The sequence below is a fragment of the Bacillus sp. JJ1566 genome (assembly GCF_036962685.1).
GTDB lineage: Bacteria > Bacillota > Bacilli > Bacillales > Bacillaceae_L > Ferdinandcohnia.
Genome location: NZ_JBALOP010000044.1, coordinates 1 through 26,920, shown reverse-complemented (window position 1 = coordinate 26,920; position 26,920 = coordinate 1). Strand labels below are relative to the sequence as shown.

Here is a 26,920-nt window from a genome sequence, read left to right as displayed (position 1 = left end):
AGGTCTTCATCCCCCTGATAAATCCCCTAACCAACCGGAAACGAAAAAGAAATCCCCTTCATTTCCCAATGAATCCGGTATTTTTCCTCAACTCTGCAAACTCGTTTATTATGCATTTAAATTTTACGTTTAAAAAACAACATAAACATGTTGACAAACAATTTTAAATATTCTATATTACATATTATAAACGGTAGTTTAAAAAACGTAATACGAAGAGGTGTTCATTGATGAGTATTAAGGAAGCTGAGGTATTACTGGAGAAGGTACAAAATGGTTTTATAGTAGAGCGCATGGAGGATATGAACGATGAATATTTGAAAGCGTTAAAACAAACACTTGCGATTGTTGGAGATACAGAACTTCTTAGCGTCCCACCACTGTTAACAGTCTACGATCAAGCCCCAAACTTAAACTATAAAATTACCGCTCTCGCAGTTATACAGGATGAAATCGGTCACGCTCATATTGCGTACCGCTTGCTCGAAGACCTCGGTGAAGATGTAGACGAGATGCTTTATCGTCGACCAGCGAACCGATGGAAAAATCCATATGCTTTTGATTTTAAATTAGACAACTGGGTTGAATTAGGGGTATTTAACGGATTGTTTGATCGTTCTGGATATACGCTTCTAGGTGATGCGTATGAACATACCTCCTATGGACCTTGGAAGCGCGCCCTTGTAAAAGTTGATAAGGAAGAATTGTTCCATCTCCGCAATGGCGAAATCATTATGAAAAATGCGATGAAGAAGCCGGAAACAGCAAAGCAAGTACAAGATGCTGTGGATTGGATGTTCTTAATGGCACTTGAATTCTTCGGTGTTGCAGATAATCTTAAGAGCCGTTCGGCGCAATTGGATTATCGACTAAAAGGCCGAACTAATGATGAATTAAGACAAAAGTGGTTATCAACAGCTGTACCATTCTGTGAATCTATTGGAATTAAGGTTCCAGCTCATTACGATGAAGACCAAGGTAAATATGTGATTGACGTGCCATTCCCTTGTAAATTTGATGCTGAAAACAAAAAGTGGTTAACAGACCAACCGGACACATGGGAGGGAGCAATCGAACGCTTTAAGCAAAGAGGTCCTCAAAATAAAGAGTTTGTAACTCGAATCCAAAAGGGAGTTTGGGAGTTAGAACAAATGAGAGCAGAGGAGGCATAAGCATGAGTGGAATTATCCAAAACGAACAAGCAACAACAAAGTATTGGGATGCTCTAAAAGAAGTAATGGATCCAGAGTTTCCAATCAGTGTGGTGGATATGGGGTTAATTTATAACATTACCCAAACAGGAAGTGATTTAGAGGTTGAAATGACCTATACCTCCACTGGATGTGCTTGTATGCAATGGATTGAAAACGATATCAAAGAACGTTTGCTGAAGGAAGCTGAGGTTGAAGACGTTAAGATTCAGGTTGTATGGGATCCACCTTGGACGACAGCAAATCTAAGTGAGGCAGGAAAGAACAAATTAAAGCACTGGGGGGTAAGTTCATGATAGAAGAAAATACCGTTAAACATGATTACCTTCTTCTCACTCGAATTAATCGTGGAGATGAGCTTATTCATGTCGGTACTTTTAAGGCCGTTAATGAAACTCTCGCAAAAATTTATGCGCAGCATATTTACGATGAAGAAGACTGGGTTGAAATGTACGTGGTGAAAAAAGATGCGCTAGTTTGCGTTCGAAGCCCAGAACCATTATTTGCAAAGGAGTGAGAAACTTGACTAAGGAACATATTTCGTTAATCGAACTGGGTGAAACAATTGCGGATAATAAATTTATTTTAGGTGACCGTTTAGTCGAAATCGGTATCAGTGGCCCAACATTGGAAGGAACACTTTCATCAATTGCAATGGCGCAGCAGGAGCTAGGCCATTCAAGACTTCTTTATCGCTGGGTATCTGACCTATCAGGTGTTAAGTCAGAAGTGAAGAATCAAACAGGGAAGGCATTTCAACAGAATGTGGAAATTGAGAACTGGGTTGAACTCATTGCGGGGCTTTATGTCACCAATGTTGCAGTTGACTTAGTGATGAAAGCATTGCTTGACGCAAATAACCCTAACGTGAACCCACCTTTTACAAAAATGCTGAAGGAGCAACAGGAGCATCTAATCTATTCACAAAGTTGGTGTGAGCAGCTTTTGCTTGATAAAGGCTCCATTCCGAGAAGATGCCAATCGGCCATTGCGAAAACTGCTCAGGAAGCAAGGGAATGGTTAATTAAAGTAGAAAATGATATGTATTTCGTCACAGAAAACATCATTCCAAAGGATGCGAGATTAGTAGAGCAATTTGATGCAACTATTCAAGAAGTCTCAAAGGAAGTGGCAAAGCAAAATGTCGTCTAACAAAGAGAATGTTCAATGTTCATTTTGCTCAACCAATAATGTAAAAAAGATTTCATCCTTTGGTACAGCCCAATTAGTTCGCCAATACTACTGCAATGAATGTAATAGCGTATTCGAATACATTCGATGGCAAAAGGAAGACGCGGCAAAGTAGAATGCGTGTTCAAAAAAGGAGGATGAAGAGGACCGAGAATTTCAAGGCGGCGCAGCTTTGAGTACCGGAGCGTATGCAGTTAATACGTGAGGAACGGAGAAGCAAGCCAACGCGCTTCCGCAGGATGTGGTGACTTCGACGTTCGACACAGGACGTGTCGGCTGTTAGTCGAAGTTCCTCTGTTCGGTCATATTCACCGCACTTTTTGAACATCATCTAGAAAGGACGAAAACTATGCAGCAAATTAAAAAAGTAGGTGTCATTGGTTCAGGAACCATGGGTGCAGGGATTGCGCAGCTTCTCATTCAAAATGGATACCCTGTCGTGCTTTTTGATATTGATGAAGGAACGGTATCCCGTGCAAAAGAATCAATAGAGTCAAAGCTTGATAGACTAGTTGTTAAAGAAAAAATAAGCCTTGCCACCTCAGAACAAGCGAAAGAAAAATTGAGTATCACAACGGATATGAGCTCATTTGCTGATTGCCAGTTGGTAATTGAGGCAGCGCCGGAAAAGCTTGAAATTAAACGGTCTATTTTTTCACAGTTGGAAGAAATCTGTACGAAAGATTCGATTTTGGCGTCGAATACTTCCTCCCTTTCGATTACGGAAATCTCTGGTCAAAGCGCAAATCCGGAACGAATTGCCGGCTTGCATTTTTTTAATCCGGCACCAATTATGCCACTTGTAGAAGTGGTTCAGGGCTTAAAAACAGCTTCCTCAACTGTTGTAACCCTTATGCAATTTGCAGAAACGATTCATAAAAATCCAGTGATGTGTAAGGATACGCCAGGTTTTATTGTAAACAGAGTGGCACGGCCCTTTTACAATGAAGCTTTACGAATTATGAATGATAAAATCGCGTCAGTCGAACAAATCGATCGAATTATGAAACGAGCAGGGAATTTTAAAATGGGTCCTTTCGAATTACAGGATCTAATCGGGATTGATATCAATTTTGCAACAACCAAATCAGTATTTGAAGGATTTCACGGAGAAAGTAGATTCCGTCCTCATTACTACCAGGAACGCATGGTTCAATCGGGTAGCCTAGGAAGAAAAACAAAAGGAGGGTTCTTCGAATATGACAAGTAAAACTGTCGTCATTGTAGGGGATAATTTACTCGCAAAAGAACTCTCCAAGTCATTTCAAGAAAACGCACAAGTTCATCTAGTTGACCAAAAACGAATGGATGTGCAAGTCGATGTCGTGATTGAAACGTCTAATCTTGATAAGGAAGAAAAGAAACGTAGAATCCAAGAAATAGAGGCAAGCGTTTCACCTTCTACTTTGATTTTATCGACTTCTCTTGGTGTGACAGCAACAGAGGTTGCCTCATGGCTTACCTATCCAGAGAGAGTAATCGGATTTGGCACATTTGCAAATTTTAAAAAAGGTAATCTAATTGAAGTTACCATGCCATTACAAGCAAACTCAAGTTATGTGGAAGCAGCCGCAGACACTTTTTCACTAATCGGTCAAGATGTTGAACTTGTAGAGGATGAGGTAGGCCTGGTATTTCCAAGAATTTTATCAATGATTGTTAATGAAGCGGCTTATGCGTTAACTGAACAAACGGCAGAGGCGAAAAGCATTGATATCGCGATGAAAAAAGGAACGAATTATCCAATGGGTCCACTTGAGTGGGCACAGGAAATTGGGCTGGATGACATATATGCGGTATTAAGTGGCTTATATCGTGAATTAGGGGAAGAGCGTTATCGACCAGCCCCACTAATTCGTAAGCTTGTGTACGCAGGGTGGATTGGTGGAGAAACCGATAAATGCTTCTACCATTATCAAAAAGTTCAAATAAGGAGCTTTCAGTATGAGAGAAGCTGTCATAATTGATGCTGTTCGGACACCGATTGGAAAACTGAACGGTTCACTCACAAGTATACGACCAGATGATCTAGCAGGGCATGTCATTAAACAGCTAATGGCTCGTGTAAACCTTGATCCGTCACTAATTGAAGATGTATTTTTCGGGTGTGCCAATCAAGCAGGTGAGGATAATCGAAACGTTGCAAGGATGGGATTGTTATTAGCTGGTTTGCCAGTTTCGATTCCAGGAGTAACGGTTAATCGTCTTTGCGGTTCAGGACTCGAGGCTGTAAATCAAGCATCCGCAGCGATTAAGTCAGGCTTAGGAGATGTCTTTATTGCAGGCGGAACGGAAAGCATGACCCGTGCTCCGTACGTAATGATAAAGCCTCAAGTTACAAATGCGAGAGGAAATCAAACTTTACATGACACGATGCTGGGCTGGCGACTTATCAATCCAGTAATGAATGAAATGTATCCCCCGATTAGTCTAGGAGAAACCGCTGAAAATGTTGCAGAAAAATATGGGGTTTCAAGAGCTGAGCAGGATGAACTTGCCTTTTTAAGTCAGCAAAAAGCATCCGGAGCGATAAAGAGTGGTCGATTCAATGATGAGATTGTGCCAATTGAAATCCCGCAGAAAAAAGGTGAGCCACTTCTTTTTAAGGTGGATGAGCATGCACGACCTGGGACCACTTTGGAAACATTGTCGAACCTAAGACCTGTTTTCCGAAAGGATGGAACGGTGACAGCGGGGAACTCATCAGGGATTAACGATGGTTCAAGCGCTATTCTTGTCATGGAAAAAGAGCTTGCAGAACGTTTAGGGTTACAGCCAATTGCAAAAGTAGTGACATCTGCTGTTAGTGGAGTCCATCCTGACTACATGGGAATAGGTCCAGTTCCAGCGACAAGAAAAGCTTTACAAAGAGCGGGACTAACTGTTCAGGATCTCGACTTAATTGAAATAAATGAAGCATTTGCAGCACAATCTGTTGCTTGTATTAAGGAACTAAAACTTGATATGGATAAAGTGAATGTCAATGGTGGTGCAATTGCATTAGGACATCCACTAGGCTGTAGCGGTTCGCGAATTGTTACAACGCTTGTCCATGAGATGCAAAAACGTGATGTACGTTATGGATTAGCAACCATGTGCATCGGTGTTGGCCAAGGGATCGCAACAATTATCGAGAAAATGTAGGGAGTGAAACAACATCTATGGTGCAATTAAAAGAAACGTACCAACTATTGATTAATGGAGAATACTCGAATAGCAGCGATAATGAATTTTTTGAAACCTATAACCCTGCAACTGGTGAAGTTTTAGCTAGAGTTGCAAAGGCATCAAAGGAAGATGTGGATCGTGCTGTTGATGCAGCTAGAAATGCATTTGAAAATGGCAAGTGGCCAAAATTGCCTCAAGCAAGAAGAGCAAGAGTTTTAAATAAAATCGCGGAAATCATGCGTGATCGTATCAATGACCTTGTCGAAGCGGAAGTACTAAATAGTGGAAAAACAGTTGCTGCTGCAAAAGGCCAAATTGGTCAGGCAATTGAAGACTTTGAATTTTACGCTGGAGCCATTACAACCTTTGGTGGGCGTACAAACCCCGTTCCAAATGGATTTTTTAACTACACAGTAAAAGAACCGGTTGGGGTTTGCGCACAAATCATTCCATGGAATTACCCATTAATGATGGCTGCGTGGAAAATCGCACCAGCGATTGCAGCAGGATGTCCAGTTATCTTAAAGCCTGCTTCACATACGCCAATTACCGCTTATATGCTTGCAGATATCTGTCATGAGGCAGGGGTTCCAGCAGGTGTAGTAAATGTTATCACAGGAAGTGGATCTGTTATTGGTCCATACTTAACGACTCATCCTGGTGTTGATAAGGTTGCCTTTACTGGTGAAACGGAAACTGGAAAAGACATTATGGCGAAGGCTTCAACAAATTTAAAGCGCGTTACACTAGAGTTGGGAGGAAAATCTCCGAATATCGTCTTTGATGACGCAGATATTGATGGCGCGGTTGTAGGTTCAATCTATGGAATCTTCTATAATACGGGCCAGTCCTGTGAGGCGCGTTCACGGTTATTTGTACATGAAGATATTTATGACGAGTTTGTCGAAAAATTTATTGAAAAGGCTAAAAAGCTGAAGGTTGGCGACCCGTTCGATAAGGAAACACATATGGGAGCCTTGATTTCTAAGGATCATGAAGAAGTTGTTGATGGCTATGTAAAGCTTGCTATCGAAGAGGGCGGAGAAATTCTGTATGGAGGAAAAAGACCAGAAGGCGGCGAATTTGATAAAGGGTATTGGTATTTGCCAACCGTTATCGGAAATGTCACGAATGATATGAGAATTGCTCAAGAAGAGGTCTTTGGTCCAGTTGTAGTCATCATGAAATTTAAAGATGAAGAAGAAGTGCTCAAGCAATCCAATGATTCCATTTTTGGACTTGGTTCAGCTGTATGGACGAAGGATCATGGTAGGGCGCACCGCATTGCAGAGGGACTTCGTGCCGGTATTGTGATGGTGAACTGTCCGATATCAGCATTCCCAGGGACACCGTTTGGTGGCTACAAGCAATCAGGATTTGGAAGAGAGTTAAGTGTTGAAACACTTGAGCTGTACTCAGAAACAAAGAGTGTTGTCTCATATAATGGAGAACGTCCATTAAATATTTTCAGAATATAATATATATAAAAAATTTTGAAACAAAATGGAGGAATATAAAAATGTCAATCAATTTAGAAACGAAAACACTTACTGTTAAAAAAGCGGATGGTATTGCTGAAGTTCATATTCACGTAAACAAAACAAATTCTTATGATCTTGACTATTACAAGGAATTAAATGCAGTAATTGATGACATTCGCTTTGACAACGACATTAAAGTAGTTGTCCTTATGAGTGATATGCCAAAGTTCTTCTCAGCGGGTGCAAATATCAATTTCTTAAAATCTGCCGAGCCACGCTTTAAAACACAATTTTGCTTATTCTGTAATGAAACATTGGATAAAATTGCACGTTCACCACAAATCTGGATCGCTTGCTTAGAGGGTCATACTGTTGGAGGCGGATTAGAAATGGCTCTAGCATGTGATCTGCGTTTCATGGGTGATCAAGCAGGGAAAATTGGACTTCCAGAGGTTTCTTTAGGTGTATTAGCAGGAACTGGTGGTACTCAGCGTCTAGCTCGTCAAGTTGGTCACTCTAAAGCTCTTGATCTAAATATCACTGGTGAAACATTATCACCGCAAGAAGCATTAGCTATTAAACTAGTAGATCGTGTATACCCTCAAGAAGAAACAAGAGAAAAAACATTAGAATATGCACAGAAAATCGCGAACAGTGCTACTTATGCAACTTCTAATATTAAGCTTTCAATCATGAATGGAAAAGAAATGCCACTAAACGTAGCCATTCGTTACGAGGGTGAGCTTCAAAATCTATTATTCCGTTCACAGGATGCTCAGGAAGGCTTAAGCGCATTTATTGAAAAGCGTGAAGCAAACTGGTCTGGTAAGTAAATTAACATTTTCATGGCAAATTTACACTATTAACACAGTGCTAATATCGATTATCATCTACGAAAGACTCCGAAAAAAGGTGGAGGTAAGCATTTACCTCCACTATCTGAAATTTTTACTATCCATAAGATAGGTAAGGAGGAAGAATGTGATAAAAGTAGCTTCGGATTTAAAAGGAATCGCAACGAAGTACAATGCTGCCGACAGATTTATTGAAGAAAATGTACGAAACGGACGAGGAGAAAAGGTTGCGATTGTAAGTGGAGACGAACAAGTCACTTATCAAGAGCTTCTTAATCGTGTTAATCAATTTGGAAACGCTATCAAAGGGTTGGGTGTTGAAAGTGAAAACCGAATGCTAATGGTTATGCATGATACTACTGAGAATATCGTAGCCTTTTTCGGTGCGGTAAAAATTGGCGCACTACCAATCCCAACTAACACGATGTTACAGCCCCAGGATTATGAATATCTATTAAACCACAGTCGTTCAAAGGTGCTTGTTATTCACGAGGATCTTTGGAGCAAAATAAAGGACAATCGAGAACGTTTTGTCTTTCTTCAGCATGTTATCGTCGTCACAGAAAACACATTAGTAGATTCAGATGAAATTGATTTCCATGAACTTGTCAATAATGCGTCAACTAAGCTTGATTCATTTTTATCAGTGAAGGATGACCCCGCATTTTGGTTATATAGTTCAGGTAGTACGGGTAATCCCAAAGGTGTTATTCACCACCAACGTAGTATGGAGGCATCGTTGAACACATATGCAAAGCAGGTCTTGGGGATGAATGAAAATGATATTACCTTTTCAGCTTCAAAGCTCTTCTTCGCATATGGGCTTGGTAATGGGATGTATTTCCCATTAGGAGCAGGAGGTACAACCGTTCTTTTAAAGGAGCGTCCTACACCTGATATAGTGTTTGAAACACTTGAAAAGACAAAACCAACGATTTTTTTTGGTGTACCAACGCTTTATGGTAGTTTGATAAATTATGTAGAGCGAACAGGGAAAATACCTGATCTATCTTCTGTAAGAGTTTGTGTATCAGCTGGGGAAGCACTCCCTGATACATTTGTGAACAAATGGAAACAGCTCTTTAATCTTGATATTTTAGATGGGATTGGGCTAACCGAGGCTCTACATATCTTTATTTCAAATCGAGTTGGGGACATTCGCCCAGGCAGTACAGGGAAGCCGGTCCCTGGCTATGAGGCTAAAATTGTAAACGACGACGCCAAAGAGGTAGGGCCAAATGAGGTTGGAGACTTAGTCATTAAAGGTGAAAGTCTAACTGGCGGCTACTGGGCCAATATCGCTGAAAATCAGAAGAAATTCCACGGTGAATGGATGTATACAGGTGATAAATATTATCGAGATGAACAGGGATATTTTTGGTATTCGGGACGATCTGATGACATGCTGAAGGTGGGCGGAATCTGGGTATCTCCGGTTGAAGTAGAAGCAACTCTACTTAAGCATGACTCTGTACTTGAGGTTGCGGTTATTGGTGTGAAAACGGAAGATAATCTTGAACTTCCAAAGGCTTGCATTGTTCTGAAAGAGGGCGTTACCCCTTCTGAAGAATTGAAAGCGGAATTAAAAGCTTACGTGAAAACGAACTTAGCACCTTACAAGTATCCTAGAGTCATAGAATTCATGGACGAGATTCCAAAAACGGCATCAGGAAAGATGCAGCGTTTTAAATTACGACAATAGTTGGGTGTTTGAAATACGGAAGTAAAATTAACGTAATGAATTTTGGTGCTTGAAAAATTCAAGAAAATGGACCTGAAAAAGGTGCTATTTGCTATACAAACTAAGGAAATAGAGGCGAATTAGAATAATGGCTCGACGGTTGGCGGGCCTTTATTCTATCCACCCTCCATTTTTTTGCGCCTAAACCCGAAGAATTTATTACGTTTTTTTACTGAAAGTTTTAAATGTGTATTGAATATTTAAATAGTAATAACTATAATAATATTCAGAATATTAGAAAGTGAGAAAGGAGAGATTTCGTACATATTATTTGAATTCCACCAAAGAGGGTCAAACTATGTTTTTTAAAAAAAGGGAGGTTTACCATGAAACTAGTAAAGAGAAATTGGTTGATCATGTTAGCATTTGTTCTTTTACTTTCGGCATGTAGCTCGGGAGCAATTAGTACAACCAAAGATAACAATAAAAAAGAGGAAAGTGAAGAACCAACCCCTACTGAATCTACAAATGACGAGCCAATTAAAATCGGTGCTTTATTACCAGCAACAGGTGTGTACGCATCACTTGGTGAAAATGTTAAGAATGGCATGGAACTCTATTTTGAAGAAATCGGCTGGGAAGTTGCAGGAAAGAAGATTGAAATTGTACATGAAGATACAGAGGCCGACCCTCAAGTTTCATTACGAAAGCTTCGGAAATTAATGGAGCAGGACAAAATCGATATTTTAACGGGTCCAATCAGTACTGCGGTAGCTTATGCAATTCGTGACGAGGTTGATAAGAACAAACTACCTTTCCTTGTATCACATGCTGGTGGAAACGATTTAACAAGATCAAAGCGCAGTGATTATATCTGGCGTTCATCCTTCTCTTCCTACCAAATTGGGCACTCAATGGGCCAATGGGCATATGACAATATTGGTGGAAAAATCTATTTAACAGCTGCTGACTATGCGTTTGGTCATGAAGCTACAGCCGCATTCAAAGATGCTTATACGGCTGCAGGTGGGGAAATCGTTGAGGAAGTATTCGCACCACTAGGAAATAATGATTACTCTTCTTATCTAGCAAAAATGAACCGTGATGATATTGATGGAATCTACGCATTCTTTGCTGGAACAGACGCAATTCGCTTTGTTCAACAATACGAACAATACGGATTAAAAGGAAAGATTCCTTTAATTGGTTCTGGATGGCTTACAGCTGAGGATACTCGTCCACAGCAAGGAAAAGCCCCTGAAGGCATCATTGCTTCAATCTTCTGGGATTATAGCTTAGACACTCCTGAAAATAAAAAGTTCGTTGAAGCGTATGAAGCGAAGTTCAATTCTCGACCAAGTATCGAATCTGCAGAAGGATATGATGCGGCAGCGATCATGGCGAAAGCGATTGAAGCATTAAATGGAGATGTTTCTGATCCTGATAAGCTAGTAGAGGAAATCTCTAAAGTTGAGCTTAATAGTCCAAGAGGTCCAATCAAGTTCGACCAAGAAACACATCAAATCATTCAGAACCTGTATATCGTTGAAACTTTCCTTGATGGTGAGAAGACGGAAAATAAAGTAATCGACACAGTTCCAGAAGTTGTAGACCCCGGCAAATAGAAAATAGTGAGGAAAGAGGCAAGGTTTGCCTCTTTCTTTTCAACTGATTGGAGGGTAATAATGGACACTTTAGTTTTGCAATTGATGAATGCACTTAGCTACGGGTTTCTCCTTTTCATTATTACATGTGGGATAAGTCTCGTCTTTGGTATTTTAGGAGTATTAAATTTAGCGCATGGCTCCCTATATTTATTAGGGTCGTATATTGGCTATTCAATCGTGGTAAAATCGGGGCTGCCATTTTGGGTTGCTCTCTTAGTTGTCCCTTTTATTATTGCCATCATTGGATTGATTTTAGAAGTGATCCTACTTCGACCTACATATAAGCTCGGTCATCTTTCACAGGTATTGTTAACCTTTGGTCTTGCTTATATCTTCCATGATCTCTTCTCCATTATTTGGGGTAAAAATATTATGACCGTAACACCCCCAGCTTTCCTAAGCCAATCTGTTGAAGTGATGGGTAATATGATTCCTTCTTATCGACTTGCCTTAATTGTAGTCGGAATCATTATTGCGTTGGCTCTTTGGTATACACAGGAAAAAACAAAATGGGGCGCCGTCATCCGTGCAGGATTATCAGATAAAGAGATGGTTGGCGGACTCGGCGTTAACATTCATCTTGTGTTTACACTCGTTTTTTTCTTTGGAAGCTTCTTAGCCGGAATAGGTGGTGTACTTGGTTCGCCGATACTAGGGGTCGCTCCAGGAATGGAGTTTAATATTCTGATTTTATCACTGGTAGTCTTAGTTGTGGGGGGGCTTGGATCAGTAACAGGAACAATCGCAGCTAGTCTTTTAGTTGGAATGGTTGAAACATTTAGTCGTTTCTATGTACCGGAATTAAGTTTAATCATTACATTTGCCCTAATGGCTGCAGTATTAATTATCCGTCCGCAAGGATTGATAGGAAGGAGGGCATAAAATGGGCAAACATTGGATCAAAGGTAGTTTATTATTTTTATTGATGGTTGCTGCTCCATTTTTCGTTTCTCTCTATTACGTAAATATTTTTACGGAAATTTTAATCTTTGGGATTTTCGCGATTAGCTTAAATATCCTAGTCGGTCAAACTGGGCTGGTCTCACTAGGACATGCTGCGTTTTTCGGAGCTGGTGCCTATGCTACCGGCCTTGCAGCTAGTCATCTATCTACGAATGTGTTTTTAACCCTTGTAATCGGAATGGTGCTTGCATTTCTACTAGCCATTTTGATTGGCTTTGTGTCTACGAAAGCTCATGGATTTTATTTTTTAATGCTAACACTTGCATGTTCCCAAATGGTTTATTCGATCATTTACCAATGGACGGGTGTAACAGGTGGGTCAAATGGGTTGTCGGGAATACCATCTCCAAGTCTATTTGGAGATTTTATCCTTTCTAATCAGGTATTTATCTACTATTTTACTTTAGTCGTGTTTGCTATAGTCATGATCATCATTAACAGACTTCTTCATTCTCCACTCGGATATGTCTTCATTGGGATTAAAGAAAATGAAGATCGCATGAAGTCGATTGGGTATAACACAACCTTCTATAAAAACGTTAGCTTTTTAATTGCGGGTACTTTAGGTGGATTAGCAGGCGGACTGTATGTATTCTTCAATGGGTTTGTTGCCCCGACAGATGTGTACTGGACGGTATCTGGCTCGGTGTTAATTATGGTTTTAGTTGGAGGTGCAGGTACACTTTGGGGTCCTGTTATTGGAGCAGCATTTATCGTTGTGTTAGAGACAATTATTAGCTCTTACACAGAAAGCTGGATGATGATTATCGGTACTGCCTTCATTCTGTTTACAATCTTTGCCCCAGCAGGAATTGCTGGACTGTTTTCAAGTCTTACCCAAAGCTTATTTAAAGCAAGACTAAGACCAGTTAAGGAAGAATATATCGAGCAATCGATTGAGCCCATTAAACAGCAATCAAAAATAAATGGATAGGGGGGGATAGTAATGGCTACGATTCTTTCAATTCAACATCTATCAAAGCATTTTGGTGGGTTAAAGGTAATCGAAGATATTACATTAGAGGTTTCTGTTGGCGAACGTGTCGGATTAATTGGACCCAATGGTGCCGGAAAGACGACCTTTTTTAACATGATTGCCGGAGACCTTACCCCTAGTGGGGGAACAATTATATATTTTGACAAGGATATTACGAAGGTTCCTAATTATAAACGAACGGAAAATGGAATTGTACGTACCTTTCAGAAAAACAATCTGATGTTTGGGTTAACAGTAAAGGAGAATGTTCTTCTTGTATTACAGAAAATGAGAAAGGAACATACTCAGTGGTGGAAAAGTGTCAGTCTAAAAAACTACCGTAAATTGCATGAAGAAACAGATGCGCTTTTACAGGAATGGAACCTTGAACAATACAGTGATATGAAAGTACAAGAGCTCTCTTATGGGGTTCAAAGACAAATTGAGATTGTCATGGCAATTGCCGGAAAGCCGAAGCTTCTCCTTTTAGATGAACCGACTGCTGGTATGTCACAGGTTGAAACCGATCAAATTATTGCGCTGATTAATAAGCTTCCAAAAGAAGTAACAATTTGTATGATTGAACATGATATTGATGTGTTGTTCGGGAACATGGACCGGGTGATTGTCCTTCATACTGGAAAACTAATTGCCGATGGCACACCAGAGGTTGTTCGTGAAAATGAAGAGGTTAAGGAAATTTACCTAGGTCGGGAGGAGGCTGCACATGCTTAAACTAAGAGATGTTAATAGCTTCTACGGTTCCAGTCATATTCTTCATGGAGTGAATCTCGAGGTTAAAGAGGGGCAGGTTGTAACTCTGCTTGGAAGAAATGGTATGGGAAAAACGACAACGATGCATTCCATCATTGGCTTTGTAAAAAAAGTGCAAGGTGAAATCCTGTTTGAGGGTAAAAATATGGCATTGCTCCAAAGTCACCAAATTGCGAAGAAGGGAATTGGAATTGTTCCACAGGGTAGAAGAATTTTTCCGAACCTAACTGTGACTGAAAATCTAACCGTTTTCGCTGAATCGAAAAAAGGCGATTGGGATTTAGAGAAGATCTTCCACTATTTTCCTCGATTGAAGGAACGTGAAAAATCGCATGCGGGAACCCTTAGTGGTGGGGAACAGTCGATGCTATCAATTGGTAGAGCATTGATGAGGAATCCAAAAATCCTTTTGCTCGATGAACCGACAGAGGGACTATCCCCATTAATGGTTGGTGAAGTAATGGAGGTTCTTCTAAAATTAAAGGAGTCCGGCATGTCGATGCTTTTAGTTGAACAAAATATCTCAACAGCATTACGAATCGCAGATGATGTTTATATTTTAAGTAAAGGAAAGGTCGTCTACCACGACAATCCAGAAGAACTAAGAAACAATATGGATATCGCCTATCATCATTTAGCCTTAAGTAGTTAACGATGGCCCTTCCCACACCCGGGAATGGGCTATTTTTTTCATAGTAAAAATCCATTTAGTAAATACTACAAATGGTGATGAAAATGCCTTGTAAATCAAGTGATGAATTAAAAGAATTAGTAAGTGTGGCGCGGCCAATTGCAAAACAAGGTCGTGTAGCCGACTATATACCAGCACTCGGAAAAGCAAACCCTAGTGACCTATCGATTGCGATTAACTATCCAGATGGTCGCTGTCATTCTGCTGGGGACATTGAAAAGAAAATCTCCCTGCAAAGTATCTCCAAAGTCATAACACTTGCCCTCGTCTTAATGGACAGAAGCAAAGAGTATGTCTTTACACGAGTTGGAATGGAGCCCACAGGAGATCCATTCAACTCGATTGCAAAGCTAGAATCGAATGCTCCATCAAAGCCATTGAATCCAATGATTAATGCAGGGGCGCTTGCTGTAACCCATATGATTAAAGGGAATTCAGTGGAGGAACGGTTTCAAAGAATACTAACATTTATTCGAGAATTGGCGGGAAATGACACGATTCAATATAATGAAGAAATTGCACGTTCGGAGTTTGAAACGGCTGATCTCAATCGAGCTTTATGTTATTTCTTGAAGCAACATCATATCATTGAAGGCGATGTTGAACAGCTAATTGACCTTTATACAAAGCAATGTGCAATCGAAATGAATTGTCTCGATTTATCACGGATTGGACTTGTTTTTGCATTGGATGGAGTTGATCCAGAAACAGGAAAACAAATTATGCCAATGAATATCGTTCGCATTTGTAAAACCTTTATGGTGACCTGTGGGATGTACAATGCCTCTGGGGAGTTTGCGATAAAAATTGGCATACCTGCCAAAAGTGGTGTATCCGGGGGTATCATGGGGGCTGTACCTGGAAAATTTGGAATCGGTATTTTCGGTCCAGCCTTAGATGATAAAGGAAATAGCATTGCAGGAATAAGACTGCTTGAACTTTTATCGAAGAACTATAATCTAAGTATGTTCTAAAAAATCACACAAAAACAAGTCGGATATTATTTCGTTGCAATCCAATGACTCATGATATAAGATATCTTATGCCTACATAAAACTGTTAGTATAAAAAATAAACTGTACGTCCAAATAAAGGGGGAGTATAATTGGACTTTTCCGAAAAACATATCCGCCCTAATTACGGTATTCTTACCGTCTTAATGGTTGGGGCCTTTATCTCATTTTTAAATAATACATTATTAAATATTGCCCTGCCTTCCATTATGACTGAGTTAAAGGTTGATCCTTCAACTGTCCAGTGGCTGACAACCGGTTTCATGCTAGTCAATGGAATCCTTATTCCGACAACAGCATTTTTAATCGAAAAATTTACCGTTCGCCGTTTATTTTTAGTCGCGATGGGATTGTTTACTATTGGTACCATTCTGTCCGGTACGGCTCATGTTTTCTCTATCCTGCTTGCAGGACGTATGATTCAAGCATCTGGATCAGCGATTATGATGCCACTTCTGATGAACGTGATGTTGGTGAGTTTCCCGATTGAAAAAAGGGGAACTGCGATGGGGGTATTCGGATTAATCCTTATGTTCGCACCAGCAATCGGGCCAACATTATCAGGTTGGATTATTGAACATTATGATTGGAGAATGCTCTTCCACTTCATCACTCCAATTGCAGCAGTTGTGTTTATCCTTGGATTTATCATGCTGAAGGATAAAAAGGAAAAAGTATTCTTAAGACTCGACTTTTTCTCATTAGTATTATCAACTATTGGATTTGGTGGGTTATTATATGGATTCAGTTCAGCTGGGAGCCTGGGCTGGGGAAGCCCATTTGTTTATGGAACCATTATTATCGGAATCATCTCTTTAATTTGGTTTATTTTGCGTCAATCAAAGCTCGATGTCCCAATGCTTAATTTTGGGGTCTACCGTTACCCAATGTTTGCGTTAGCATCGGTGATTACAATGGCTGTCAACATGGCAATGTTTTCAGGATTTTTGCTACTTCCAATTTATGTTCAAACGATTCTCGGTATTTCACCGATGGATACAGGACTTATGCTTTTACCTGGGGCTATCTTAAATGCGTTTATGTCACCTATCAATGGACGGTTATTTGATAAATTTGGTGGACGTATTTTAGCAACTTTAGGATTGGCCATCACAACTGTTACTACCTATTTGTTCAGTCAACTAACATTTGATACTTCTTATAGTTATCTTGTGGTTTTACATGCGGTGAGAATGTTTGGAATGTCCATGGTCTTTATGCCGGTATCAACAAATGGATTGAACCAGCTGCCACGGAATCTTTATCCACATGGAACAGCGGTAAATAATACATTGAACCAGGTTTCCGCAGCAATTGGTACAGGATTATTAATTACGCTAATGTCATTAAAAGAGAAAGCATCTGCCGCAAGTTTACTAAAGAATTTTCAAGGGCAGCCTACTGAGGCACAGGAGTTACAAATTGCATTACAAGCGATGCTTGACGGAATTAATTTCACATTTTTCGTTTCAACCTTCTTAATTTTTCTAGCCTTCATTCTAGCCTTCTTTATGAAACGTGCAAAACAAGAAGAGGATATTACAGGGAAGAATAAAAAAACGGGCATCAAACCTACATTAGCCAAAAATTGAAAAAGGAGAAATCGTCCAAAATTGGATGGATTTCTCCTTTTTTATGTCTAGATCCGGCCACCATCGGCTGAATACCGAACCGGCCCGGCGAGATCAAAGAAAAAGGTGTATGGCTGGATAAAATTAGTGTGGTCGGTCAGCGCTCCTCTTATGCTTGTCGCCGATAGGCAGGTGCCTTGCGCTTTTCTTTATTTTCCTCTAATAGCAGGGATTTTAATTTTAATTGTAAATTCCTCGTCCTTATGAACAAAGTCTAAAAAACCATTTGCCCCGTTGACGACATCTTGAATGAGCTTTGTACCAAGCCCCTCGTGACCATCGCCTTTCGTCGTTTTTCCGAAGCTCACAAACAACTGATCTAGAACCTGCGCTGGAATCGGAAGGGATTTATTTTTACATTGCAAAATAAACAAACCACTTCGTTTATAAAATTGCAGAGTCAGAAAAGATTGTTTGTTATATTTTTTTTGCCATTCTTCACAAGCATCAATGCCGTTTGATAAGAGATTTCCGATTAGGGTAATGATTTGCTGGTCAGACAACGGCAGACTAGAAAGTGGCACATCAATATCATATACCACCGCAATATCAAGTGCTTTTGCTTTGCGATACATTTGATGGAGAATACCTGCTACCACACCGTGTTCCCCTTTTATGGAGAGGTTTGTCTCCTTATAGCCATCAACCAATTCATCTAAATAATGTTTGGCTTCCTCGTTTTTTTTATTTTCAAGCATGAAATGAATTGCGGAGACATGCTTTAAAAAGTCATGACGTTCACTTCGAACAATACGGAAGGTTTCATTAAATTGTGTACGCTGCTCGTCAAAATGTTTCGCCTCTTCCAATAGGGCATTCATCTTTTTCGTAATTTTAAACCGTGATAGACCTAAGTAAAGGCATAAAACCCCTAATATTATTGTGATGACCCAATACATTGTTACGCCACCTTAAAAATAATTTTCTTGTAAAAAGTCTACTTTTTCTTTTGTAATCATCGCTTGTTCTTCGATGCCTTCGAACGTGACGATATATGAATTTTTCGCGTAGAGCGAAAAGTTTTTTACATAGTGAATATTGATGATAAATGACCGGTGTGAACGAATAAAGTCTCGTTCTCGCAATTCTCCCTCCAGTTCACCGAGAGTTTGGTAGGTTTTAATTGGCCCTGTTTTGGTATAAATAGTTGTTGACCGGCCTGAACGTTCGATAAAAATAATGTCCTTTTTCTGAAGTATATGTATTTCATTTTTTTGCTTTAAGTAAAGTCTTCCATGAATTTCAGCTGACTTTGTTTTTTCAAGTAATCGCTCAATCGATTGTATCAACCGTTCCTTTGGATAGGGCTTCATAATATAGTCATGAACATTTAGCTCAAAGGCATGGACGGCATAACCGCTATTTCCTGTTACGAATATCACAGAAATATTGAGCGCATGCGTATGAATAATATCGGCAAGCTCGTATCCTGATAAATGTGGCATCTCGATGTCAGCGATCAATAAATCAATTTCTTCTTTTTTTATTTGTTCATAGGCTTCCTCGGCAGACAAAGTGGAGAAAACAATCTCAACATCGGCAATGCCACCAACAATAGCCTTTAACTTATCCAAATCAATCAAACGGTCATCCACAAGACCAATCTTCATATGACAATCGACCTCTCAATTCAAATACGTCTTGGCATATTTGCGCCCAGATTCTTGGCCCACAGGAAGTGGCGTTCTTAGTCTTTAATCTGACTGCTCGAAAACTTTCCTTTGAAAATCTGTGGCATCCGCCAGAGGCTTTAAATTTATTTAGCAGGGGTATGAACTCCTGCTAAATAAAGTAAATATCTAATTTCCAAATATAGTATCTTTATATTTTAACATCTTTATTGGTTAATTTGACCTATTCGCGACAAAAAAAGGCATATTCGCGACATATCTAGAGATTTTGTAGATTGCGATGGCTATGATAGAGACATAAGAACAAGACGAGGTGGAAAAAATGATTGAAATCAATGAAGTGACAAAAAGATTCAAAGATAAAAAGACTTCTGTAACTGCATTAAAACATGTGAGATTTACAGTTGAAAAAGGGCAAGTGGTTGGATTATTAGGGGAAAATGGAGCTGGAAAAACAACTCTCCTTCGAACGATTGCAACTCTATTAACTCCGACTGACGGCACTGTAAAGGTGGCGGGGTACGATACACTAAAAAAACCAGAAGAAGTAAAAAAGAGAATCGGTGTTTTATTTGGCGGCGAAACCGGATTGTATGACCGGCTAACTGCCCGTGAGAATCTAGAGTATTTTGCGGCACTTTACGGTTTGAGCAAGCATGAAACTAAAGTAAGGATCGATGAGTTAGCGCGCATGTTTGGAATGAGGGATTACCTGAATCGTAAGGTAGGCGGGTTCTCTAAAGGGATGAGACAGAAGGTAGCGATTGCTCGGACATTAATTCATAATCCAGAAATTATTCTTTTTGATGAACCAACAACAGGTTTAGATATTACATCTTCAAATGTGTTCAGACAGCTTGTTCATCAGCTGAAACGTGACGGAAAAACAATCATTTTCTCAAGTCATATCATGGAGGAGGTTTCCATGCTTTGTGATTCAGTTGCGATGATGCATAAGGGAGAGGTTGTCTACCATGGTGATTTGGAAGAGTTATATAAATCAGAAGGAAGCCGAGATTTAAACTATATTTTCATGAGTAAACTTGTAAGGGGGAACAAAACTTATGCTTCGTAATATATATGTAAAGGAATTAAAAGATTGCTTTAGAGATCGTCGAACATTAATACTAACTGTCCTATTACCAATCATTATGATGTCTGGAATGACGTTTTTCTATGAAAACATGATATCAGATGGGGAAGGCGAAACCTATCAGCTTGCAGTTGAAGAATCGTCCATGAATCAGGCGGAAACAATTTTTTCAGGAGTAGAGAATATCGAGCTTATCGAATCTGCTAATCTGGAACAATCTATTCTTGATGGGGATGCACAAGCTGGATTGCAATTAACATCAAATTTCATTGAGGCGACACATAATGGGGAAGAAGCTTCAGTAACGCTGATTGGGGACTCATTTAGTCAAAAGTCTACTCAATTAAATGGGATTATCATGAGTGCTCTAGCGGTTTTTGAAAAAACAGTTGTGGCGGCGAATCTTCAAGAAGGCGGAGTGGATCCGTCTGTTATCCAACCATTTGCGATTGAACGAATTGAGCTTACAAATGAGGATCCGAATGTTGAAATGCTTGCATTTTTAATTCCCTTAATATTATCAATTGCTATTGGAGTTGGTTCTGGACCTTCAGCATCAGACTTATTTGCAGGTGAAAAAGAAAAGAAAACGATGGAAGCCCTGCTAATGACTCCAGTTAAAAGATCGACCTTGTTACTTGCAAAATGGCTAACGATTGCAACAATTGGCTCAGTAATAGGAATTATTACATTAGGGGTAGTTTCGTTGGAGATTAGTTTGTTTACTGATAATCTCAAAAATGCTGTATCATTTGGAGATAACGCATATTTAATCATTGGAATCGCGATTTTACTTTCAATTATCTATGCTGCATTCACCGCATCATTAATCATGATTACAAGTATTGCAGCGAAGACGATCAAGGAAGCAGGAAGCTATAGCAGTCCTGTCATGATGATTGCAATGTTCCCTGCAATGCTTATCGTAGGGATTGGAGTGAACGAACTTACAACTTTTCATTTCGCAGTTCCAATTATGAACTTGTTTACTTTATTAAAAGAGCTGATGTTTGGAATCATTAACTATGAACATATTTTACTTGCATTTGGCAGCAACATCGCTTGTATGATTCTCTTCTTTGTAATTGGTAGAATTATGTTTTTGAAAGATAAGTGGGTGATGAACTAACGAAACACTGCCAACCTAATAAATGTGGTTGGCAGTGTTTTTTTAGTCAGACGTCTTGAGCATATCTCTCATCAGGAATCTTTGTAAGCGTCACATATAGACTCACATTCTCGGAGCCATCATTTACAAAACTCAAGGTCTCTTCACCATTAATCACAAGACAATCGTTCTTTTTTACTTTTACTTCTTGCTCATCAACGGTAAAGGTGCCTGCCCCGGTCAGAACATGTAGATATACATTTGATCCAGGGTGCTTGTGAGCAGGTAAAATTTGATTTGGCATGAAGTTTAGTACGAAAACTGTACTTCCACCTTCCTTAAAAATAACACGCTTTGTAAGTCTTTCCTCATTATATTCAATAAAATTGTCGAGCATTTCCTTCTTCAATTGAATCGCTCCTTTTATGGTTTTCATTACCTATATTTCCATTATAGATAACTTCTAAAAGCCTTACCGTGATTTATATCATTTACTGTAAAAAAATGCAAAAACCACATCTAAGTCAAAGGAAAGTTCAGTATAATGGTAGTATTACGACTTAAGTAGTATTGGCTGACTTTGTGCGAAAGGATGTTTCCATGAAGCAATTTATGAAAAATGAGTCTTTATTATTTTACTTTATTGGGTCGTTTCTCTTTATGGAAACGACTTTCAGGATTATTACAACTGAAGTTTTATTTACCTTTGATTATGTAAGGTCTCTTACTTTCCTACTTGCCTTTTGTCTAGTCCTTTTTCTAGTTTGCAGTTTTTTTAATGGTACATTTAACTTCCTACTTGCCCTTTTGTTTTTAGGAATGACCTCTTTGATTTATGCATCTCAGATTATTTATTATACGTTCTTTAAAACGTATTATATTATTTACTCACTTGGAGATGCAGGTCAAATCATGGAATTTAGACGGGATATTTTCAATGTGCTTTTTGACAATATTGTATTTCTTATTTTATTTTTTCTACCCGTTATTGGTCTAGTCATTTTTAAAAAGAAGCGGATTACATTTGTGAAAATTGGCTGGTTGAATCGTTTAATCGTTTTTTGTTGCATCATTCTCTTTCAATTTACTGGAATTGCAACAATCTATGCAGGTGGGAAGGAAGCCCATTCGGCATATGATTTATATTACAATAGCAATCTCCCAATCCTTTCTGTTGAACGATTTGGTATCCTTACAGCGATGCGAATTGATCTTCAACGAATGCTTGTAGGGTGGTCTCCTAATGTGGAGGTACCTAATCCAGCGAATCCAGTTTTTAGTCATAAGCCGACTCCTGAAAGGGAGTCTATTACAAAAATGCCACCTGAAAAAGTAGAACCAAAGCCCATAGAATATAACAAACTAGTAGACTTTGATGAATTAATGGCAAATGAAGCAAATGAGGAAATCCTAAACATGCATCGTTACTTTAATTCAGTGGAACCCACTGCGAAGAATGAGTACACTGGCAAATACAAGGGATATAATCTTAATCTAATTATTGCTGAAGGTTTCTCACCATATGCTGTTCGCAAGGATGTAACGCCGACCCTTTATAAGCTTGTACATGAAGGCTTTCAATTTACAAATTTTTATACACCGATATGGGGCGTAAGTACGTCAGACGGTGAATATGTTGCTTTAAATAGTTTAATTCCGAAAAGTGGGGTTTGGAGCTTTCGAAATTCGGGAAGCAATCACTTACCGTTTGTCATGGGACAACAATTGAAGAAACAAGGATACAAAACAACCGCATACCACAACCATACCTATACGTATTATGGAAGGGACATTTCACATCCAAATATGGGCTATGATTACTTTGGTCTGGGAAATGGCTTGGATGTTAAAGAAACCTGGCCAGAATCAGACCTTGAGATGATAGAAAAAACAATTCCAAATTATATAGATAACGAGCCCTTTCATACGTATTACATGACCGTTAGTGGTCATATGCAATATTCATTTATGGGAAATTTTATCGCAAATAAAAATAAACAGCTTGTAAAGGATCTTCCATACTCCGAACAGGCAAAAGCGTATTTAGCAACACAAATTGAGTTAGACCGGGCATTGGAAACACTAATGGCTGAACTTGAGAAAAAGGGGATTGCAGAACGCACCTTGATTGCATTGAGTGCTGACCACTATCCATATGGGCTTAAAAAGGAAACGATTGACGAGCTTGCAGGTCATATCGTTGAGGAAAATTTTGAACTCTATAAAAGTACCTTTATCCTATATACAAAAGGAATGAATCCAGTTGTTGTTAAAAAACCTGCATCTAGCCTAGATATTCTCCCAACACTTTCTAATTTGCTTGGGCTTGAATATGACTCGAGGTTATTGATGGGAAGAGATATTTTCTCAGATGCCGAGCCACTTGTTATTTTTCAAAATCAAAGTTTCGTTACAAATAAAGGAAGCTACAATTCAAACACCCATGAGTTCACTTCAGATAAAGGAGAAGATTTAGAAGAGGGGGAATTCCATAGCATGCTGAAGCGTGTCCAGGAAAAGTTCTATTACTCTGAGAAAATATTGGAGTTAGACTATTATCGAAAAGTATTCCAGGAATAAAAAAATGGCATTTAACGGAAATAGGTCCATATATTTAAAATGGGGACTTGTTTCCTTTTTTAATATGGATGTGTTATACAACAATAATGTTGAGTTGTCTATATGAATGGACTATAATTCTTAATATACAAAATTTTCTAAAAATCAAGAAGGAGGAATGTTTGTGCAGGCTTTTGCAGATTGGATCAATGGAGTTCTTTGGAGCCCAGTTATGATTTACGGTATGCTTGGTGTAGGACTTTTATTTTCTATTTTAACTCGCTTTTTACAGGTTAGGCATATCAAAGACATGACAACTCTTATGTTCAAGGGAAAAAGCTCTGATGCCGGGGTTTCTTCGTTCCAGGCTTTGTCCATAGCACTTTCAGGACGTGTTGGTACGGGGAATATCGCAGGTACTGCAACAGCAATAGCATTTGGTGGACCGGGTGCTGTTTTTTGGATGTGGGCAATTGCTTTTATCGGAGCAGCCACCTCTTTTATTGAGTCAACATTAGCCCAGATTTATAAAGTAAAACAGGATGGACAATATCGTGGGGGACCAGCCTACTACATAGAAAAAGGAATCGGCTGGAAGTGGTATGGGATTTTATTTGCCTTGGCCACTATTTTAGCAATGGCATTCCTAATGCCGGGTATCCAATCAAACTCAATTGCATTAGGCTTAGATAATGCATTTGGAATGAACAAATGGGTAACTGCAAGTATTCTTATTTTATTAATTGGTGGCATTATTTTCGGTGGGGTCAAACGGATTGCAACGGTTGCACAGTATGTTGTTCCATTTATGGCTCTTGGATATATTATCATGGCCATTATCATCATGATTATGAATATCTCGGAACTTCCAGCAGTATTTGCTTTAATTTTTAAGAGTGCTTTTGGCGCAGAGCAAGCCTTTGGTGGAATTATCGGTTTGGCGATTTCCTGGGGAGTAAAACGTGGTATTTATTCGAATGAGGCTGGGCAAGGTACTGGCCCACATGCTGCAGCTGCAGCAGAGGTATCCCACCCTGCAAAACAAGGCTTAGTTCAAGCCGCTTCGATATATATAGATACATTATTAGTTTGTTCGGCGACAGCATTTATGATTTTATTTACAGGTATGTACAATGTCGAAGCACCGGACAAAACATTAATTGTAAACAATTTAGGAGAAACAGTTGAGGCTGGTCCGGCTTATACTCAGGCAGCGGTTGAATCTGCCCTTCCTGGATTTGGTGCTGGATTCACTGCAATTGCATTATTCTTCTTTGCCTTTACGACAATTATGGCTTATTACTATATGGCTGAAACCAATATCGCTTACTTAATGAGAGGTAGGAACAGCAGGGTCGGCATGCTCATTCTTAAAATTGTTTTACTAGCATCAATGACTTACGGAACGGTAAATGAGGCGAAGCTTGCATGGGCATTCGGTGATATCGGTTTAGGATTGATGGTTTGGCTGAACGTCATTGCGATTCTCATACTAGCAAAACCAGCATTGGTTACATTGAAGGATTATGAGAAGCAGCGTAAGGCAGGGGTTGATCCAGTCTTTGATCCCGTAAAGCTCGGAATAAAAAATGCAGATTATTGGGTGAACGATTATGTTCATGATGATAATCCATCAGGCTCTCTAGCTAAAAATGATAAGTCATTCCCAGGATAAAGGGGAAAGGGACCGACAGCCTTTTGAGGTTTCGGTCCCTTTTTTATACATATTCTGTGAAAAGAATTCAAATCTTTGTCATTCTAGTTTAGAATTAGACATATACACAAATTGAGCATGTATAAGGAAGGTCTATTATGTCTGAAGAAAATATTACGAGGATCGAATTAGATGGTAAGGAATACATATTAATCGGTACAGCACACGTCTCAAAGCACAGTGCTGAGCAGGTTAAAGAAGTGATTGAAGCAGAGAGACCAGATTCGGTTTGTATTGAGCTTGATGAGCAAAGATACCAATCAATGATGGAAGGTAATAAGTGGAAGGAAATGGACATCTTTAAAGTGATTAAAGAGAAAAAGGCCACATTGCTTCTCATGAACCTAGCCATTTCTTCCTTTCAAAAGCGAATGGCAAGCCAATTTGGAATCAATGCCGGTCAAGAAATGCTGCAAGGAATTGAGTCAGCAAAAGAGGTCGGTGCTGATCTCGTTTTGGCGGACCGCAATATTCAAGTAACGTTCTCACGTATTTGGAATGCTGTTGGGTTCACCGGTAAAATGAAATTATTAATGTCCATAATTTATAGCATTTTTAGCAATGAAACAATTTCAGAGGAAGAGCTTGAGAAAATGAAGTCCCAGGATATGCTGAATTCAATGCTGACTGAATTCTCAACGAGCTTTCCGCGATTAAAGACGCCACTCATTGATGAGCGGGATCAGTATTTAGCGCAAAAAATCAAACATGCTCCTGGGGAAAAGATAGTAGCTGTACTTGGAGCAGCCCATGTTCCGGGAATCAAGGAAGAAATAAAAAAGGAACATGATTTAAAGAAGCTGACCCAGCTTCCACCAAAATCAAAAGCACCAAAAATTTTCGGTTGGGCGATTCCGATTTTAATTGTAGCGATCATTGCCTATACTTTTTTTGCCAATCCAGAAGCGGGCATGCAGCAAACCTTAAGCCTAGTTTTGTGGACTGGCTCATTTTCAGCACTTGGGGCTGCGATTGCTCTGGGACATCCACTGACGATTGTGGCCGCCTTTTTTGCAGCTCCAATAGGGGTCATGCATCCATTAATTGCAGCAGGATGGATAGCAGGCTTTGTCCAGGCGTTTTTAAGACGTCCAAGTGTGAAGGACTTTGAAACACTTTCAACTGATGTCTACAGTGTAAAGGGCTTCTGGCATAACAAAGTAACACGGATCTTGCTTATTATTGTTTTATGTAACTTAGGTACAACACTCGGCTTGTTTATTGGCGGCGCAGATGTTGTGAGATTGTTTATTAAAAATCTATGATACAAAAAAGGCCAGTCCGGTTGGACAGGCTTTTTTCGTATTTGGACGCATTGATGTAGATTAAAAAACTGACAAGATAAATCGAACACTTCAAGTATGAAAAAGGTTTAGTAAGTCCGAATGAAAGGCTGATTGTGACAGGTCGAGCGAAAGCACCGAAATGTCTTTTTGGCCTTCGCTCAAAGACAAAACACTCGAGCGAAAGCAGCGAAATGTCTCTGAGGCGCACTCTCAAAGACAAAACACTCG

Annotated in this window: 26 protein-coding genes; 23 read left to right on the top strand and 3 right to left on the bottom strand. The window is 39.4% G+C overall.

What is annotated here, in order from left to right:
- Nucleotides 1–230 precede the first annotated feature (230 nt).
- The 18 genes from V7112_RS16955 to V7112_RS16875 all read left to right on the top strand — a co-directional run bounded on the left by V7112_RS16955 (nucleotide 231) and on the right by V7112_RS16875 (nucleotide 17,262).
- Complete coding sequence (locus tag V7112_RS16955) at nucleotides 231–1,172, top strand: Phenylacetic acid catabolic protein (RefSeq protein WP_438823905.1); 942 nt, start codon at nucleotides 231–233, stop codon at nucleotides 1,170–1,172.
- A gap of 2 nt (nucleotides 1,173–1,174) precedes the next feature.
- The gene (locus V7112_RS16950; protein ID WP_335421940.1) at nucleotides 1,175–1,507 is read left to right on the top strand and encodes a metal-sulfur cluster assembly factor; all 333 of its coding nucleotides are present in this window, start codon (nucleotides 1,175–1,177) and stop codon (nucleotides 1,505–1,507) included.
- Nucleotides 1,504–1,728 (top strand): hypothetical protein, encoded by a 225-nt coding sequence (locus V7112_RS16945; protein ID WP_335421938.1) that lies wholly within the window; start codon nucleotides 1,504–1,506, stop codon nucleotides 1,726–1,728. Before V7112_RS16950 ends, V7112_RS16945 begins: the two co-directional genes overlap by 4 nt.
- 5 nt (nucleotides 1,729–1,733) lie before the next feature.
- Nucleotides 1,734–2,363: a Phenylacetic acid catabolic protein gene (locus V7112_RS16940; RefSeq protein WP_335421935.1), complete on the top strand. Its 630-nt coding sequence runs from the start codon at nucleotides 1,734–1,736 to the stop codon at nucleotides 2,361–2,363.
- A complete protein-coding gene (locus tag V7112_RS23870; RefSeq protein WP_438823904.1) occupies nucleotides 2,311–2,517 on the top strand; it encodes a PaaD-like zinc ribbon domain-containing protein in 207 nt (68 codons plus the stop codon). Before V7112_RS16940 ends, V7112_RS23870 begins: the two co-directional genes overlap by 53 nt.
- A gap of 234 nt (nucleotides 2,518–2,751) precedes the next feature.
- Complete coding sequence (locus V7112_RS16935) at nucleotides 2,752–3,612, top strand: 3-hydroxyacyl-CoA dehydrogenase NAD-binding domain-containing protein (protein WP_335421933.1); 861 nt, start codon at nucleotides 2,752–2,754, stop codon at nucleotides 3,610–3,612.
- Nucleotides 3,602–4,369 (top strand): 3-hydroxyacyl-CoA dehydrogenase family protein, encoded by a 768-nt coding sequence (locus V7112_RS16930; RefSeq protein WP_335421931.1) that lies wholly within the window; start codon nucleotides 3,602–3,604, stop codon nucleotides 4,367–4,369. The genes V7112_RS16935 and V7112_RS16930 overlap by 11 nt, the downstream gene beginning before the upstream one ends.
- The gene (locus V7112_RS16925; RefSeq protein ID WP_335421929.1) at nucleotides 4,347–5,546 is read left to right on the top strand and encodes a thiolase family protein; all 1,200 of its coding nucleotides are present in this window, start codon (nucleotides 4,347–4,349) and stop codon (nucleotides 5,544–5,546) included. Before V7112_RS16930 ends, V7112_RS16925 begins: the two co-directional genes overlap by 23 nt.
- A gap of 17 nt (nucleotides 5,547–5,563) precedes the next feature.
- Complete coding sequence (locus tag V7112_RS16920) at nucleotides 5,564–7,048, top strand: aldehyde dehydrogenase family protein (RefSeq protein ID WP_335421926.1); 1,485 nt, start codon at nucleotides 5,564–5,566, stop codon at nucleotides 7,046–7,048.
- Nucleotides 7,049–7,089: 41 nt separating this feature from the next.
- Entirely contained in the window at nucleotides 7,090–7,884 is a 795-nt protein-coding gene (locus V7112_RS16915; protein WP_335421924.1) for an enoyl-CoA hydratase/isomerase family protein, read from the top strand.
- Between the two features lie 148 nt (nucleotides 7,885–8,032).
- Complete coding sequence (locus tag V7112_RS16910; protein WP_335421922.1) at nucleotides 8,033–9,607, top strand: benzoate-CoA ligase family protein; 1,575 nt, start codon at nucleotides 8,033–8,035, stop codon at nucleotides 9,605–9,607.
- Nucleotides 9,608–9,972: 365 nt separating this feature from the next.
- Nucleotides 9,973–11,211 carry an ABC transporter substrate-binding protein gene (locus V7112_RS16905; protein ID WP_335421920.1) on the top strand — a complete coding sequence of 413 codons (1,239 nt, stop codon included), beginning with the start codon at nucleotides 9,973–9,975 and terminating at the stop codon, nucleotides 11,209–11,211.
- 60 nt (nucleotides 11,212–11,271) lie between these two features.
- On the top strand, nucleotides 11,272–12,135 hold the full coding sequence (locus V7112_RS16900; RefSeq protein ID WP_335421918.1) for a branched-chain amino acid ABC transporter permease: 864 nt from the start codon (nucleotides 11,272–11,274) through the stop codon (nucleotides 12,133–12,135).
- 1 nt (nucleotide 12,136) lies between these two features.
- Entirely contained in the window at nucleotides 12,137–13,150 is a 1,014-nt protein-coding gene (locus tag V7112_RS16895; RefSeq protein ID WP_335421916.1) for a branched-chain amino acid ABC transporter permease, read from the top strand.
- 12 nt (nucleotides 13,151–13,162) lie between these two features.
- The gene (locus V7112_RS16890; protein ID WP_335421914.1) at nucleotides 13,163–13,927 is read left to right on the top strand and encodes an ABC transporter ATP-binding protein; all 765 of its coding nucleotides are present in this window, start codon (nucleotides 13,163–13,165) and stop codon (nucleotides 13,925–13,927) included.
- Nucleotides 13,920–14,618, top strand: coding sequence for an ABC transporter ATP-binding protein (locus tag V7112_RS16885; RefSeq protein WP_335421913.1), 699 nt, complete (start codon nucleotides 13,920–13,922; stop codon nucleotides 14,616–14,618). The genes V7112_RS16890 and V7112_RS16885 overlap by 8 nt, the downstream gene beginning before the upstream one ends.
- Nucleotides 14,619–14,701: 83 nt before the next feature.
- Nucleotides 14,702–15,631, top strand: coding sequence for a glutaminase A (gene glsA, locus V7112_RS16880; protein WP_335421912.1), 930 nt, complete (start codon nucleotides 14,702–14,704; stop codon nucleotides 15,629–15,631).
- Between the two features lie 185 nt (nucleotides 15,632–15,816).
- Nucleotides 15,817–17,262: an MDR family MFS transporter gene (locus V7112_RS16875; RefSeq protein WP_438823906.1), complete on the top strand. Its 1,446-nt coding sequence runs from the start codon at nucleotides 15,817–15,819 to the stop codon at nucleotides 17,260–17,262.
- A gap of 188 nt (nucleotides 17,263–17,450) precedes the next feature.
- Here V7112_RS16875 and V7112_RS16870 read toward each other — a convergent pair whose 3' ends face one another.
- Both V7112_RS16870 and V7112_RS16865 read right to left on the bottom strand, forming a co-directional pair.
- On the bottom strand, nucleotides 17,451–18,200 hold the full coding sequence (locus V7112_RS16870; RefSeq protein WP_335421909.1) for a sensor histidine kinase: 750 nt from the start codon (nucleotides 18,198–18,200) through the stop codon (nucleotides 17,451–17,453).
- 12 nt (nucleotides 18,201–18,212) lie between these two features.
- Complete coding sequence (locus V7112_RS16865; protein ID WP_335421907.1) at nucleotides 18,213–18,911, bottom strand: LytR/AlgR family response regulator transcription factor; 699 nt, start codon at nucleotides 18,909–18,911, stop codon at nucleotides 18,213–18,215.
- 343 nt (nucleotides 18,912–19,254) lie between these two features.
- On the opposite strand from V7112_RS16865, the gene V7112_RS16860 reads away from it, so the two are divergent.
- Both V7112_RS16860 and V7112_RS16855 read left to right on the top strand, forming a co-directional pair.
- On the top strand, nucleotides 19,255–20,007 hold the full coding sequence (locus tag V7112_RS16860) for an ABC transporter ATP-binding protein (RefSeq protein ID WP_335421905.1): 753 nt from the start codon (nucleotides 19,255–19,257) through the stop codon (nucleotides 20,005–20,007).
- Nucleotides 19,997–21,154, top strand: a complete 1,158-nt coding sequence (locus tag V7112_RS16855; RefSeq protein WP_335421903.1) for an ABC transporter permease — start codon at nucleotides 19,997–19,999, stop codon at nucleotides 21,152–21,154. The genes V7112_RS16860 and V7112_RS16855 overlap by 11 nt, the downstream gene beginning before the upstream one ends.
- 46 nt (nucleotides 21,155–21,200) lie before the next feature.
- Here the strand turns inward: V7112_RS16855 and V7112_RS16850 are convergent, their stop codons facing one another.
- Complete coding sequence (locus V7112_RS16850) at nucleotides 21,201–21,569, bottom strand: cupin domain-containing protein (RefSeq protein ID WP_335421901.1); 369 nt, start codon at nucleotides 21,567–21,569, stop codon at nucleotides 21,201–21,203.
- A 164-nt stretch (nucleotides 21,570–21,733) separates the two neighbouring features.
- Here V7112_RS16850 and V7112_RS16845 point away from each other — a divergent pair, with 164 nt between their 5' ends.
- The 3 genes from V7112_RS16845 (at nucleotide 21,734) to V7112_RS16835 (ending at nucleotide 26,671) form a co-directional block, all read left to right on the top strand.
- Nucleotides 21,734–23,713 carry an LTA synthase family protein gene (locus V7112_RS16845; RefSeq protein WP_335421899.1) on the top strand — a complete coding sequence of 660 codons (1,980 nt, stop codon included), beginning with the start codon at nucleotides 21,734–21,736 and terminating at the stop codon, nucleotides 23,711–23,713.
- Nucleotides 23,714–23,924: 211 nt separating this feature from the next.
- On the top strand, nucleotides 23,925–25,367 hold the full coding sequence (locus V7112_RS16840; protein WP_335422107.1) for an alanine/glycine:cation symporter family protein: 1,443 nt from the start codon (nucleotides 23,925–23,927) through the stop codon (nucleotides 25,365–25,367).
- Nucleotides 25,368–25,504: 137 nt separating this feature from the next.
- Nucleotides 25,505–26,671, top strand: a complete 1,167-nt coding sequence (locus V7112_RS16835; RefSeq protein WP_335421897.1) for a TraB/GumN family protein — start codon at nucleotides 25,505–25,507, stop codon at nucleotides 26,669–26,671.
- The last annotated feature ends 249 nt before the right edge of the window (nucleotides 26,672–26,920 follow it).